The organism is Streptococcus sp. FSL R7-0248 (assembly GCF_037967965.1).
Lineage (GTDB): Bacteria > Bacillota > Bacilli > Lactobacillales > Streptococcaceae > Streptococcus.
Map to the genome: position 1 here is coordinate 2,172,328 of NZ_CP150201.1, position 14,795 is coordinate 2,187,122.

Here is a 14,795-nt window from a genome sequence, read left to right on the forward strand (position 1 = left end):
AAGAGATACACTCTATATGTAAAATAATTATATATATTTTTTATACATATCCTAGAAGCAAAGGAGCACACTATGTATTTTCCAACATCATCAATACTGATAGAGTTCTTAATATTAGCTATTATCGATAGAGAAGACTCTTATGGCTATGAGATTAGTCAAACAATAAAGCTTGCGGCTAATATTAAGGAGTCAACACTTTATCCTATTCTAAAAAAGCTTGAAAAAGCAGGCTATATGACCACCTATAACCAAGCGTATCAAGGGCGTAAACGTAAATATTACAGTATTACCCAAGAGGGAAAAGAGCAACTTCAATTTCTTAATGAAGAATGGTTAACCTATAAAGAAACTCTGGACGATATTCTAGAAGGGAGATTAAGACATGACAAAGACTGAATATATAGCCAAATTAACAAAATATCTACGAAAATTACCACAACAGGACTACAAAGAAGCTATAGAATATTTCATGGAATATTTTGAAGAGGCTGGACCTGAGAATGAAGCTCGGGTTATTGCAGAACTGGGTACACCTAAGGAAGCCGCACATGAAGTCATTAGTCGTCTTCTAGAAGAAAAGATTGTTGAGGACAAGAGCAGCTTACGCAATAAAACAACTATCCTTTGGATTGCGATTCTAGCTGTTTTAGCCAGTCCAGTCGCCTTACCAATTCTACTATTCTTCTTAGCTATGATAGTGACACTTCTTATGATTATTTTCGCAGTTATAGTGACTGCCTTAGCTCTTACTTTTGCTTTACTCATTAGTGGTGTTTACACTTTCTTTACAAGCTTCTCTCTCTTAAGTGTTTCACTAGCTTCAACACTGTTTGGAGGAGGTCTAGGTCTATTGATGTTTGGAGGAGCACTCTTACTACTTTTGATTTCGTTTGAAATCTGTAAACTTATTGTAAAGCTAATTGCCCTATTGATTAAATGGCTCATCAAGAAAGGAAGAAAATCATGAAAACTTGGAAAAAGATCATCCTCGGAGTGTCCCTTATCTCTCTATTTTTAGGAGGAGGATTCGTAGCTTGGGGGTATAGCCAAGGTGGCTTGACAGATTTACAAAATCAAACTAAAAGTGAGCAAGATTATGTCAAGAAAGAAGTTGATGACTTCAATAAAATTGATATTAAAAGTAGTAACTACAATGTACTTATTAAAACAGGAAACGTTGACAAGGCTACTCTTTCTTACTACCAAAAAGCAAAAACTCCAATTGACACATCTGTAAAGGATGGTCAATTGACTATCAATGATAACAACTCTGAATTAGATTCAACTTCTAACAAACATATTAACTTTTTCGGATTAAAAGATTTAGTAAAGCTTTCTACTCTCAACGAGGAAGTCAGAAATAAAACCATTGTCATTACACTCCCTAAAAAACAAACGATTGATTTTTTAAAGGTTGATTTAGCAACTGGAAATCTAGATTTAAGTAATAGCACCATCAAACAATCAGATATCAATCTAAATGTAGGGGACCTAACTTTTACTAAAATGATTGTCAGCAACCTAAAAGCTAACCTTGATGTTGGTAGTGTTGATAGCGATAACACCCTCTTTACTAACTCAGATTTATCTATTGCAATGGGAGAGTACTCTGGAGATAACCTGATTTTTAACGGTCACAATAAACTTGATGTTACATCCGGTGAAATTGAAATAGCTCTAAAAGATTATATGCTCAATGTTCAAGCCGATAGTCACTCAGGAGAGGTTGACATTACAAATAACCTTAAGATTTCAAAGGATAATACACTTACCATTACCTCAGATCTCGGTGATATAACTGTTGAATAACATAAAAAAGCCCGCTCACATTAGAGCTGGCTTTTAGTTTATTCATTTTCAAACTTTGGTCTATAAATAATAATACCTACAACTACAAAGATAAGTAAGAAAATAAATAGCATACGAACTTGATCTGAGATCTGTCCTGTCATTGAAATAGTTTGACGAAGACCTGATACCGAGTAGGACATTGGTAAGAATGGTTGGACGACCTTAAAGAACTTAGGACTAAGTTCAATTGGATAAGTTCCTGCACTAGAACCTAACTGCAAAAGGAGTATAATCATGGAAGCAAATGCACCATATCTATCATCCCAACCCACAAGGGCTGTAACCAGCGCCATTAAAGTACATGCTGCAAGGAGAATCATACCAAATGTAGCTAATGGATGATTTGGTTCAACTCCCACAAATCGAATGGCAATATAAAGCGCAACAGCAGCCATAGTTGTAATAATACCATTGATAAGTAACTTATTCTTAGCCCAATCAAAACGGCCCGTAAATTTTCTTCCTGTCAAGCTCTTAGCAAAGATAACATTAGTTGAAAGAGCGACAACCATAAGAGAAACAGAAATCATATATGGAGCCATTCCCACACCATTAGTGTCAACCTTATCCTTATCAGTTTTCTTCTCTTTGAGCGGAGCACTCACCATTTTTGCATTGTCTGAGTTTACAGAAACAAGAGAGAGTTGCTGATTAGCTTTGTTTAATGAATCAGATAATGTAGAAAGGTTAGTTGACAGACTTGTCAAACCATTTGTTAAGGTGTTTCCTCCAGTTGCTAATTGTTGAGCACCTGCATTGAGAGCACTTGTACCACTTTGAAGAGTAGAAAAACCAGTCATTAAACTACTACTGTTAGCATCTAGAGTTTGAGCGCCACTAGCAATTGTTGACACAGCACCAGTATAAGTTGACAAACCAGTTGAAAGTGCGCTTGCACCTGTTGCTAGAGTACTTTGAGCGGTTGACACACCTGAAGCCACTTGAATTGCTCCTGGTGATAATTGATTGACAAGTACCGAATTGACATTAGCAATATTAGCTTGCATTGATGATACCGTTGATGAAGCTACAGGAAGAAGAGCATTCGCCGAACTTGCAATGCCTGAAATAGATGTTTGTAGAGAAGCTAAACTACTTGAATCTCCGCTACTAGTTGTTGTCGTACCTGTCAAGCTAGATAAGGCCGTTGACATACTTGACACTTCTGATGCAATAGTTGAAGCGTAACTACTAGCCGTAGATCCTGCGTTACTAATTGCCGATGTAATCTCTGCTTGTTGATCTGCCGTCAAGCTTTGATAAGCAGCTGTTCCTTGTACCGCAGCCAAATCGTTCGCTTTGTCAGTGGCACTAGCTGTAGCTATAGAACTAGCCGCAGAAGAAATATTTGAAAGATAAGTCGCTATTGAACTTGTATCTACTGATGTTGTTGATGTTCCACTAGGTAATGATGTGTTACTTACCGCTGTATTGAGATTTTGAATTGCTGTATTTAAATCGGTTAAATTAGTTGACAAGGTTGACAACTGTGCTTGCTGTTCTTCAGATAAACTTGTTGCCGTAGCCATTTGACTGAGTGCAGTTGACAAAGAATCTGCACCAGTAACTAAGGTACTCATAGCATCTGCTCCTGATACAAATTGACCTGCAGCAGAATTAACAGCCTCAGAGTTAGCGTTTAACTGTGACAGAGCACCTGACAAAGTTGACACACCTGAAGTATAGGCAGATGCACCTGAACTCAAGGTATCAACACCTGTAGCCAATGTCTGTGTAGAACCAGCAAGAGTTCCTAAACCACTTGATAAAGTCTGACTCCCAGACTGAAGTGCGCCTGCACCTGCATATAATTGACTAGCTCCATTCGCCGCAGTTCCCATACCACCCTGAAGTTGAGACATACTCTTAAAGACAGCTCCAACATAAGTTGACGTAATATTTTTAGAAACGGTATCCTTTAACTTAGACATGGCAGAATCGCTCATTTTTGAAGAAACGAAGCTATGCCCTGCTGTTGTCTGATAAGAAATTTCAAGTTTCTTAGGATCATTTGTCAAAAGACTTGCTGCATTACTTGAGAGATTTTCTGGAAAAGTGATTACCATATAGTAGTCACCATCATCAATTCCTTTTTTGGCTTCATTTTCAGTCACAAAATGATAGTCTAGATTTTTATTTTTAGACATATTGTCTACCATATCATGACCAATATTTAGAGTTTTATTCTGGAAACTAGCACTCTTATCTTTGTTCACTACGGCTACTGGCAGATGCTTTACATTTCCATAAGGATCCCACATAGAAGATAAAAAGATTAGATTATATAAAGCGGGTATCAATGAAACACCAATAATAGTTATCCAGAGCTTTGGACTTTTAAGAAGCGCCTTTAATTCTGCTAACATATTTCTCCTTTTTAGACATTGTGTTTATTTTTATGATATAATCAATTATAAACTCATTTACATGAAAATCAATGTTAAATAATTAGTTTTTGGACACATAGTCTAAAAGTGTATAAAAGGAGATTTGTAAGTCAAAAGATCAAAGGCGAGCTCAAACTAAAAAAGCTCTTTTAGATGCTTTAGTAATATGCCTTAAAGACCAAGATTTCAATGATATTACTACCATTCGTCTGGTTCAAACAGCTGGGATTAGCCGTTCGAGTTTTTATACCCACTACAAAGATAAGTATGAAATGATTGATAGTTATCAGAAAGAGCTTTTCCATAAACTAGAGTATATCTTCGATAAATACGAAGGAAAGAAAGAGGGAGCCTTCCTCGAAATCTTTGAATTTCTTACTCGTGAAAAACTCCTATCAGCTCTATTGTCTACCAATGGATCAAAAGAAATTCAAGATTTTCTAATACACAAACTTCAGCGTATGATAGCTGAGGACTTCATTGTCCCTAGTGCTGAAGAAAGATCTCTAAAAGGATTTGAGAAAGACTATGCCAGTATTTATTTTGCGCACGCTATTTTTGGTGCTTGTCAAGCCTGGATAAATAAAGGAAAAAAAGAATCCCCCCGAGAAATGACAGATTTTCTTCTACGATTTATTCCACAATAAAACAACTTCAAAAGCATAAAAAGCTGCAAACCATTTCAACAGTTAAAGCAGCTTTTTCTTTTACAATAAAATCCTTAAAATAAGGAAATGATAAGTGAAAGTAAGGTCAAGATTGCGGGTCCACCTTGCGTTAAAATAATTTTCTTATTTGCAGTCATAGCACCATAAATAGCAGCAAAGAAAACATTGAGTACAAAAACAGTTACAAGTAGCTGACTACTTGTGAAAATCCCATACAAGAGGAATACAGCAATCAAACCATTGTAAATCCCTTGATTTTTAAATAAGTTTGTAACAGAATCACGTTGAAGTTCTTCTTTACTCATATTGAAAACACGACTAGTCGTGTCTGAATGTGTCGCAAAAGTTTCCAAATACATGATATAGAGATGCTCCAAAGCAACAATCCCAGCTAAGATCAGTGTAATAATAGACATAGTAGCCTCCTTCTTAAATAACTTTGACAGTATATCAAAAGTAAACTTTTAAAACAACATGTATGCTTCATACAATTTGAAATATGGTAAAATAAAGAATGAAAGAGAGGTTCTTATGACAAAGACAGAAGTAATCCAACATCTCCAAAAAGATTTGGGAATTCCTAGATTTCAGGCTTATATAGAGGATAAAGATTACTCCGAAGAGGAGTACGACCAACTAAAAAAAGATTTTGAAAGCTACTTCACCAACTACGTTTCAAACGTTTCAGCAGATTTTGAAGGCGGATTGGATAATAAATAATTTATACCTCAAAATCATCTATCATCATGTTACGAATCCCTTAGTCACTTGTATCAGACTAGGGGTCTTTTTAATATTCGAAAACAAAAAGCCGTCTCATTCTATGAAATGGCTTTAGGAAACTTGTAACTGAACAAACCTAGAAATCAATGATTTAAGACAAACAAAAAAGCCCATAACAACGGGCTTTTCGATACAATAATCTTAAAATTAAAGCATTTTGTTGTAGAATTCAACGACAAGTGCTTCGTTGATTTCTGGGTTGATTTCATCACGTTCTGGAAGACGTGTCAATGAACCTTCAAGTTTTTCAGCATCGAATGATACAAATGCTGGACGTCCGATAGTAGCTTCTACTGCTTCAAGGATAGCAGGAACCTTAGCTGATTTTTCACGAACTGAGATTACTTGACCAACTTCAACGCGGTATGAAGGGATATCAACACGTTTACCATCAACAAGGATGTGACCGTGGTTTACGAATTGGCGTGCTTGACGACGAGTAGTTGCAAGACCAAGACGGTAAACAACGTTGTCAAGACGACGTTCCAAAAGAACCATAAAGTTGAAACCAAGTGTTCCACCTTTAACTTTAGTAGCTTGTACGAACAAGTTACGGAATTGTTTTTCACCCAAACCGTATGAGAAACGAAGTTTTTGTTTCTCAGCCAATTGCAAACCGTATTCTGAAAGTTTTGAACGGTTGTTTGGACCGTGTTGACCTGGTACGTAGTTACGACGTGCCAATTCTTTACCTGTGCCTGTAAGTGAGAAACCAAGGCGACGTGATTGTTTCCATGATGGACCTGTATAACGTGACATTAATAATGTCCTCCTATAAAAAATATTTTTAGGAAATAACGTTTTAGATAAACCTGATTCGTTCAGAAAGACTTCGCCCAAACAGCAAAGGTTACTTTTCTAGCCGACTTCCTGTTGACGAGCTTCATTTTATCCTGCTATTATTTCACATACTTAAATATTTTACCACGAAAAAAAGCCCAAGTAAAGGCTTTTTCTTATTTATTTTCGATTTCAGCTTGTTCCTCAGGACTCAAATAACGAATGAGAGTCTTCTCAGTCAAAATATCTGAATAAGTGTAAGATTCAACATAACTATTATTAATAGCTCCTGCTTGGGAACTGAAGTCTTGATATTCAACAATAAACAATGATGGATAAACTTCTGTCAATCGACCAATTTTATTCTTTTCACGTTTACGCCCATTCTCTAGGGTCAATTCTACTAGCTGACCTTCATGTGACTTAATAGCTTCCTTGATGTTTTTCATCTTAGCAACATCTGCAAATGCATCACTCATATATATATCTCCTTAAATCTGAAAATTATGATTCCTCAAACTGAGCAATCGATGAAAATTTATTGTATTCTTTTTGGAATAGTAACTTGACTGTTCCACGCGCACCAGCACGGTTTTTTTCTAGGATAACTTCGATGGTATTATCTTCAATCGCATTTTCTGGTTCTTCACCCTCTTTTCGGTAGTAATCATCACGATACAAGAAGGCGACAATATCGGCATCCTGCTCGATAGATCCTGACTCACGGATATCAGATAATACTGGACGTTTGTCCTGACGTTGTTCAACCCCACGAGATAACTGACTCAAGGCAATTACAGGAACTTTGAGCTCCTTGGCCAGGATTTTTAACTGTCTTGAAATATCTGAAACCTCTTGTTGGCGATTTTCTGGTCGCGTACCTGTAATCAACTGCAAGTAGTCAATCACAATGAGACCAAGACCACCCTCTACTTCTTGTGACAATTTACGGGACCGTGCACGAATCTCAGTAATCTTTATACCAGGGGTATCATCTATGTAAATAGGTGCCTCAGCCAGTGCTCCTTGAGCAATCATAACATTATTCCAATCTTGCTCTGTCAATTGACCTGTACGTAAAGCATGAGAATCAATCATCCCTTCAGCTGCCAACATACGATCAACTAAGCTTTCTGCACCCATCTCTAATGAAAAGACTGCAACAGCTTTATTTTGCTTGGTGCCAACATTCTGAGCAATGTTCAACACAAAGGCTGTTTTACCAACTGCGGGGCGAGCTGCTAAAATAATTAATTGATCAGGGTGTAAACCTGTTGTAATCTTGTCAAGGTCACGGAAACCTGTTGGTAATCCAGTAACATCTGATGTTTGCTGGGAACGCATCTCCAAGGTATTAAAATTAACGTCAAGAACTTCAGATATTTTGCGGAAACCACTACGATTACTATGCTCTGAAACATCAACCAAGGCTTTCTCAGCATTCGCAATAATTTCATCAGATTCTGTTGCGCCCTCATATGCTTGGTTGACAGTCTCTGTCAGCCTATTTATAATACGTCGAAGCATGGCTTTCTCAGCCACAATCTTAGCATAGTACTCAGCATTTGCGGATGTTGGGACACTATTGACCAAATCTACAAGATAAGAAATACCCCCTATATTTTGGAGGTCATCTTGGTCATCTAAAATGGTACGTACTGTCGTGGCATCAATGGCATCATTTCGATCCGACAGCGTTACCATTGCTTTAAAAATGACACGATGGGAATACTTGTAAAAGTCGTCTGCTTCGATAAATTCTCGAACTGTAATCAACTTTTCCGGGTTAATGAGAATAGCCCCTAGAACAGACTGTTCCGCTACTAAATCATGAGGTTGTACTCGTAATTCTTGAGCCTCTACCACAATTATTCCCTCCTTTACAAGATTTACTTATAGTGTCAACGAATTACTCAGCACTATTTTTGATGTTAAGTTTAATTTGTGCGCTCACTTCTTTATGAAGCTTTACAGGAACCTCAATCAGACCAATCGCACGAATAGGATGTTCAAGTTCAATATGACGTTTATCAACTTTTATACCAAATTGTTTTTGAAGTCCTTCTGCAATCTTTTTGGCTGTAATTGAACCAAAAGTACGTCCGTCTGGTCCGACCTTCTCAGTAAATTGAAGACGATTTTCTTCTTTTTCAAGTTGCTCTTTAACTTGCTTCGCTTCAGCCAACAACTCTGCTGCATGTTTTTCTTCAGATTTTTGCTTGCCTTTCAACTCACCGATAGCTTGGTTTGTCGCTTCCTTAGCAAGATTCTTTTTAATCAAGAAGTTTTGAGCATAACCTGATGGTACTTCTTTTATTTCGCCTTTTTTACCTTTACCTTTAACGTCTTGTAAGAAAATAACTTTCATTTTAGTCCTCCTTGGGAGCCAACTCTCCCATAATAGTTTCAATCAATTTATTTTTTGCTTGAGCAACACTACAGTCTCGCAATTGGCAGGCAGCTAAGTTGAAATGGCCACCACCACCCATTTTCTCCATAATACGTTGTACATTAATCGTTTTATGACTTCGAGCAGAGATATTCACAGTAGAATCGCTTGTCCTAGCGACAACAAAAGTTGCTTCGATACCTGCCATGGAAAGCATCGTATCTGCTGCCTTAGAAATCACAACATTATTATAACATTTAGGATTATCACCTGAGGCAACAATGATATCATCTGTAATACGTTCACCTGATAGAATTAACTCATTGATACGTCGATACTCTTCAAAATCAGTAGCAGAGATTGTTTGGATTTCTCCACTGTCACTTCCTAAACTACGTAGATAAGAGGCGACATCAAAGGTTCTACTAGTCACACGAGTTGAGAAATTTTTAGTATCCAGCATGATACCTGCCATAAGGATAGAGGCTTGGATTTTACTCAAACGTTCTGGGGCACCTTGGAATTGCAACAACTCCGTAACCAATTCACAGGCTGAGCTTGCCCCACTTTCAATAAAGGTCAAAACAGCATTTTTAGGAAAATCGTCATCTCGACGGTGATGATCTACCACAATAACTTCATTAAATCGATCATAAAAATCCTTAGACAAAGTTAAATTGATTTTAGAATGGTCAACCATAATTAGTAATGACTGTTGGTTGACTAACTCTTCAGCCTCTGAAAGTGTAATAAGAGGTGATTGACCATCTTCTTTTAAGCGTTCGACCGCACGCTCAACATCTGCATTCATAGCCGTATCATCGTAAACAGCATAGCTTTTTCGAACAATTTGACTAGCAAAATGAGCCATACCGACAGTGGCCCCTAGAGCATCCATATCGAGATTCTTATGTCCGACAACAAACACTTTTTCGACTGTTTTCAACTTATCTGAGATTGCAGTCATCATAGCCCTTGTTCTTGTACGAGAACGTTTTACTGTTGAGACAGAACCTCCTCCAAAATAAAGAAGTTCCTTGTGATCATCGTTTTCCTTGACAACAGCTTGATCTCCACCGCGAACTAGTGCGATGTTCAGATTCTGCAAGGCAACCTGACCGATTTGATCATGCTTAAGCGTACCGAACGAAATTCCCATGCTCAAAGTCAGTGGTAAACCACGCTCTTGAGCCTGCTGACGAAAGTCATCCAAGACAGAAAACTTTTGATCCATGAATTCTGTCAAAACACTGTAATTGGTGAAGAAGTAAAAACGATCGCCTTCAATACGTCGATAATGAATATGCTTAGCCTTAGCAAACTCAGAAATAAACCCTGCCACGAATGTGTTGATTTTTGAAACATCGGCATCGGGTAAACTTCCTGTCACATCGTCGTAGTTATCAACTGAAATAATCCCGATAACAGGACGAGTCATATTTGGATCAGCATTTTCATCTTGATCATAAACATTGTCAATAAAATATGTCAACTTATTGTCAAAATCCACAAAAGCGGCATATTTATTGTCACCAACGGTTATCACATTCGAAGGCGAACCTTTTCGTTTCTGGGAAATAAAATCCGCAATCAACTGTTTATTGAAATTTCCATTTTCATCCGAAAGTACTAGCTTCGCATAGGGGTTGAACCATTCAATATGATCGTTCTCATCAAAAGTGATAACCCCAACAGGCATCTTTCCGAGAAGGGTCTTCAAAGAATCTTCAACATCCTGATTCAGTTCATCTAATTGCTCTATTTCTAAGGACTCATATGTTGTCTTTTGGTAATGCAATAAGGCAACAACTACTACCATAATAATAAAAAGCGCAAAAATGAGGGCAGACTCCGATTTTAGTACGCGAACAAAAATAGTAGCAATTCCAAAAAGAATTAACCCAATCATTATAAGATGAATCGTTGCAAAGTGAAATCTTTTCATATAAAACCTCTTAATCTAACAATTATAACATAAAAAAGCCTTAATTAAAAGGCTTTTAAACGTGTTACCACCGTTAATCTACTTTTCTGCGGGCCTTATTATTGCCTTCAAGATAAACCATCAGAATTGAGATATCTGCTGGATTGACCCCTGAAATACGACTCGCTTGACCAATGGTCTCAGGATTGATTTTCTTAAATTTTTGACGAGCTTCAGTAGCAATAGAATCAATAGCATCCCAATCAATATTTTGGGGAATCCTCTTTTCTTCCATACGCTTCATCTTAGCTACTTGATCCAAAGCTTTATTGATATAACCTTCGTACTTGATTTCAGTCTCAAGCAACTCTATAATCTTAGCGTCCAAATTTTCTGCAGCTGGACCCACAAACTGAGTAGCTGTGGCGTAATCAATCTCTGGTCTACGCATAAACTCTTTAGCTGTCATGGCATCTGTCAATGGCTTAAAGCCTAGAGCTTGAATTTTCTCATTCGTTTCTTTAATTGGTTTTAATTTTTCTTTTGATAAACGTGTCAACTCGCTGTCAAACTGATTTTTCTTAATTTCAAAGATATTCCAACGTTCATCGTCAACCAAACCAACTTCTCGACCAATAGGTGTCAAGCGCATGTCAGCATTATCATGACGTAATATGAGACGATACTCTGCGCGTGATGTCAATAAACGATATGGCTCCAAGGTTCCTTTCGTGACAAGATCGTCAATCATTACACCAATATAGGCATCACTACGTTTGAGAATAAGCTCAGGTTTACCTTGGACTTTCAGAGCTGCATTGATACCAGCAACTAGACCTTGACCTGCTGCTTCCTCGTATCCAGAAGTTCCGTTGGTCTGTCCTGCTGTAAAGAGACCTGAAATTAACTTCGTTTCAAGTGTTGCACGTAATTGATGAGGGAGCACGATATCATATTCAATCGCATAACCAGTTCGCATCATCTCTGCCTTCTCGAGACCTTTAATTGAGTGAATCAACTCTTTTTGAACATCTTCTGGCAGACTAGTTGACAGGCCTTGCACATAGACTTCTTCAGTCTCTCTTCCCTCAGGTTCAAGGAAAAGTTGATGGCGATTCTTATCGGCAAATCGGACAATTTTATCTTCGATTGATGGACAATAACGAGGTCCTACACCCTTGACAATACCTGAAAACATTGGTGCACGGTGTAAATTATTATTGATAATATCGTGGCTCTCTTGATTCGTATAAGTTAGCCAACAAGGTATTTGATCCTGAAGATAATCTTCATCTTTCGACAAGAATGAAAAATGATTTGGCTTTTCATCACCTGGTTGAATTTCAGTTTCTTCGTAATTAATTGATGATGCCTTAACACGAGGAGGGGTACCCGTTTTAAATCTTCCTATTTCAAGGCCAAGATCCCTTAGGTTATCTGCCAATGTAACAGATGCAAGGCTATTATTAGGACCTGAAGAATATTTGAGCTCACCTAGGATAATTTCACCACGCAAAGCCGTTCCTGTTGTTACAATAACCGCTTTTGCTCCATATTTTTGATTTGTGGCTGTTCTGACACCAACTACCTTACCATCTTCAACAAGAATTTCATCAACCATTGACTGACGGAGAGTTAAGTTTTCCTGACGCTCAACTGTATGCTTCATCGTCATAGCATACAAGGCTTTATCTGCTTGTGCACGTAAAGCTCTGACAGCAGGTCCCTTACCAGTATTCAACATTTTCATTTGAATATAAGTTTTATCAATATTTTTACCCATCTCTCCGCCGAGGGCATCAATCTCACGGACAACAATACCCTTGGCCGATCCTCCAATAGAAGGATTACATGGCATAAATGCCAGCATCTCTAGGTTAATAGTCGCTAATAAAACCTTACATCCCATGCGGGCTGCAGCTAGGGAGGCTTCTACTCCCGCATGACCAGCACCAACAACAATTACATCAAAATTTTCATCAAACTCGTAAGACATTTTTTAGATTTATGCAGTGATTTACAATCAACTGCCCCATCCTTTCTTTATTTTTTTCCTACAAAAATAGCCAAAACTCCAGAAAACTGTACGCAAAAACGCACAATTCTCATGAGCTTTGACCATCATGACTATTGTTAAAGTTATTTTATCAAATCAAATCGTTTTGTCAATGCAAATCACTGTTTGATCAAGGTCTGCACACTGACGATAATCATCTGTATTCCTATCGAGAATAGTAAAAGTCCCATCATTTTCGTTATAATTTTCATCAAATTTTTTCCAAAGAAGCCTGCAATTTGTTTTGCACTTCTTAGTAGGAGATAAGTGATTACACATAGTATAGCAAAAGCAACTACGGTTATTAGTTGATTCCGCAAACCTCCATTAGCCAAGCTTAAGGCAGTTGTAATTGTTCCTGGTCCTGCAAAAAGCGGCATTGCAAGAGGAGAAATAGCAATAGACATTGGATCTGAATTTACTGCTTGCTGCTCCATTCCTTTATAGCTAGGTGAATGATTACCATTAATCATATGATAACCGATAACGGCCACTAATATTCCACCAGCAATTCTGAAAGAAACAATTGTAATTCCAAATACTTTAAAAATGAAATCTCCTGAAAAGATAAAAACAGTTATAATAACAAAGGCAATCAAAAGACTCCTAAAAGCAATTTTTCGTGAAATTTTTTGACTATCATCTGCTACTAAAGCCATGTAAGCAGGAAGATTTGAAATTGGATTCATTATAGCGAAAAATGCCATAAATGCAAAAAACAATTGTGAACTCATCGTTATTACTTAACTCCAGTTAGATATACTGACAAACTTTTCCGTCTTTATACGCTTGGTCAATAATACCGCCGCCCAAACATTCCTGACCATCATAGAAAACAACAGCTTGACCAGGTGTAATAGCACGCTGAGGTTCAGCAAAAATAACCTCTGCTTTATCACCCTTAACCTTTACAGTAACTTTACTATCAGGTTGACGATAACGGAATTTTGCTGTGCATTCTATTTCAAATTCTTCTGGCATATCTCGAGTAAAGTGAATCATTGAAGCATCAAGTGAAGTTGACATCAACGACTCATGGTGGAAACCTTGACCCACGTAAAGAATATTTTTAGAAAGATCTTTCCCTACTACAAACCAAGGAGCATTATCGCCACCTTTTTGACCACCAATACCCATACCTCCACGTTGACCAATGGTGTAATACATGAGTCCGTTATGTTCCCCCATATCACGACCATCGACAGTCATCATACGACCTTTTTGAGCTGGCAAGTATTGGCTAAGAAACTCTTTAAAGTTTTTCTCACCAATAAAACAAATTCCTGTCGAATCTTTTTTCTTGGCTGTTGCAAGACCTGCACGTTCAGCAATCTCACGAACTTCTGGCTTTTGTAGATGTCCTAAGGGAAACATCGTTTTCTGCAACTGCTCTTGCGAAAGTTGACTAAGGAAGTAGGTTTGATCTTTATTATTATCTGCACCACGCAACATATGGACAATGCCGTCTTCATCGCGAACAACTTGAGCGTAATGTCCTGTAGCCACATAATCTGCTCCCAATGTCATCGCATAATCTAAGAATGCCTTAAACTTGATTTCCTTATTACACATAACGTCTGGATTAGGTGTACGGCCTGCACGGTACTCTGCTAAGAAATACTCAAATACACGATCCCAGTACTCTTTTTCAAAGTTGACAGAGTAATAGGGGATACCAATCTGATCAGCTACTGCTGCTACATCTTTATAATCTTCGGTTGCTGTACACACACCAAACTCATCTGTGTCATCCCAGTTTTTCATGAAAACACCGATTACATCATAACCTTGCTCTTTTAAAAGTAAGGCTGTCACTGATGAATCAACGCCACCACTCATACCGACAACAACACGTGTTTTTGAATTATCAGTCATAGATAACTCCTCCCATCAAATAAAAATTAACATAGACTTGAAGGGTCTAGTTATTCAAATATCGATTTGAAGGTCGATT

Annotated in this window: 15 protein-coding genes; 5 read left to right on the top strand and 10 right to left on the bottom strand. The window is 37.7% G+C overall.

Annotation, left to right across the window (positions count from 1 at the left end):
• Positions 1-72: 72 nt before the first annotated feature.
• The 3 genes from NYE32_RS10190 to NYE32_RS10200 are packed head-to-tail and all read left to right on the top strand — an operon-like array spanning position 73 to position 1,812.
• Positions 73-399 carry a PadR family transcriptional regulator gene (locus tag NYE32_RS10190; protein WP_155222557.1) on the top strand — a complete coding sequence of 109 codons (327 nt, stop codon included), beginning with the start codon at positions 73-75 and terminating at the stop codon, positions 397-399.
• The gene (locus tag NYE32_RS10195) at positions 386-970 is read left to right on the top strand and encodes a DUF1700 domain-containing protein (protein WP_155222558.1); all 585 of its coding nucleotides are present in this window, start codon (positions 386-388) and stop codon (positions 968-970) included. Before NYE32_RS10190 ends, NYE32_RS10195 begins: the two co-directional genes overlap by 14 nt.
• Positions 967-1,812 (top strand): DUF4097 family beta strand repeat-containing protein, encoded by an 846-nt coding sequence (locus NYE32_RS10200; RefSeq protein WP_339157032.1) that lies wholly within the window; start codon positions 967-969, stop codon positions 1,810-1,812. Before NYE32_RS10195 ends, NYE32_RS10200 begins: the two co-directional genes overlap by 4 nt.
• A 38-nt stretch (positions 1,813-1,850) precedes the next feature.
• Here NYE32_RS10200 and NYE32_RS10205 read toward each other — a convergent pair whose 3' ends face one another.
• The gene (locus NYE32_RS10205) at positions 1,851-4,220 is read right to left on the bottom strand and encodes a YhgE/Pip domain-containing protein (protein WP_339157033.1); all 2,370 of its coding nucleotides are present in this window, start codon (positions 4,218-4,220) and stop codon (positions 1,851-1,853) included.
• Between the two features lie 122 nt (positions 4,221-4,342).
• Here NYE32_RS10205 and NYE32_RS10210 point away from each other — a divergent pair, with 122 nt between their 5' ends.
• Positions 4,343-4,888 (top strand): TetR-like C-terminal domain-containing protein, encoded by a 546-nt coding sequence (locus NYE32_RS10210; RefSeq protein ID WP_339157128.1) that lies wholly within the window; start codon positions 4,343-4,345, stop codon positions 4,886-4,888.
• A gap of 74 nt (positions 4,889-4,962) precedes the next feature.
• Here the strand turns inward: NYE32_RS10210 and NYE32_RS10215 are convergent, their stop codons facing one another.
• Positions 4,963-5,325, bottom strand: coding sequence for a DUF1304 domain-containing protein (locus tag NYE32_RS10215; RefSeq protein WP_110980773.1), 363 nt, complete (start codon positions 5,323-5,325; stop codon positions 4,963-4,965).
• A gap of 115 nt (positions 5,326-5,440) precedes the next feature.
• Here NYE32_RS10215 and NYE32_RS10220 point away from each other — a divergent pair, with 115 nt between their 5' ends.
• Complete coding sequence (locus tag NYE32_RS10220; RefSeq protein WP_110980772.1) at positions 5,441-5,629, top strand: hypothetical protein; 189 nt, start codon at positions 5,441-5,443, stop codon at positions 5,627-5,629.
• 210 nt (positions 5,630-5,839) lie between these two features.
• On the opposite strand, the gene rpsD is transcribed toward NYE32_RS10220, so the two are convergent.
• From rpsD to mnmA, 8 genes are all read right to left on the bottom strand, one after another.
• Positions 5,840-6,451 carry a 30S ribosomal protein S4 gene (gene rpsD / locus NYE32_RS10225; RefSeq protein WP_002885833.1) on the bottom strand — a complete coding sequence of 204 codons (612 nt, stop codon included), beginning with the start codon at positions 6,449-6,451 and terminating at the stop codon, positions 5,840-5,842.
• A 197-nt stretch (positions 6,452-6,648) separates the two neighbouring features.
• Complete coding sequence (locus NYE32_RS10230) at positions 6,649-6,951, bottom strand: Veg family protein (RefSeq protein ID WP_002885699.1); 303 nt, start codon at positions 6,949-6,951, stop codon at positions 6,649-6,651.
• 25 nt (positions 6,952-6,976) lie between these two features.
• Positions 6,977-8,338, bottom strand: a complete 1,362-nt coding sequence (gene dnaB, locus NYE32_RS10235) for a replicative DNA helicase (RefSeq protein WP_073689270.1) — start codon at positions 8,336-8,338, stop codon at positions 6,977-6,979.
• Between the two features lie 43 nt (positions 8,339-8,381).
• Positions 8,382-8,840 (bottom strand): 50S ribosomal protein L9, encoded by a 459-nt coding sequence (rplI, locus tag NYE32_RS10240; RefSeq protein ID WP_002885729.1) that lies wholly within the window; start codon positions 8,838-8,840, stop codon positions 8,382-8,384.
• 1 nt (position 8,841) lies between these two features.
• Positions 8,842-10,806, bottom strand: coding sequence for a DHH family phosphoesterase (locus NYE32_RS10245; protein ID WP_073689269.1), 1,965 nt, complete (start codon positions 10,804-10,806; stop codon positions 8,842-8,844).
• Between the two features lie 73 nt (positions 10,807-10,879).
• On the bottom strand, positions 10,880-12,781 hold the full coding sequence (gene mnmG / locus NYE32_RS10250; RefSeq protein ID WP_073689268.1) for a tRNA uridine-5-carboxymethylaminomethyl(34) synthesis enzyme MnmG: 1,902 nt from the start codon (positions 12,779-12,781) through the stop codon (positions 10,880-10,882).
• Between the two features lie 179 nt (positions 12,782-12,960).
• Positions 12,961-13,575: a MarC family protein gene (locus tag NYE32_RS10255; RefSeq protein WP_073689267.1), complete on the bottom strand. Its 615-nt coding sequence runs from the start codon at positions 13,573-13,575 to the stop codon at positions 12,961-12,963.
• A 19-nt stretch (positions 13,576-13,594) separates the two neighbouring features.
• On the bottom strand, positions 13,595-14,716 hold the full coding sequence (mnmA, locus tag NYE32_RS10260) for a tRNA 2-thiouridine(34) synthase MnmA (protein WP_060972944.1): 1,122 nt from the start codon (positions 14,714-14,716) through the stop codon (positions 13,595-13,597).
• Between the last annotated feature and the right edge of the window lie 79 nt (positions 14,717-14,795).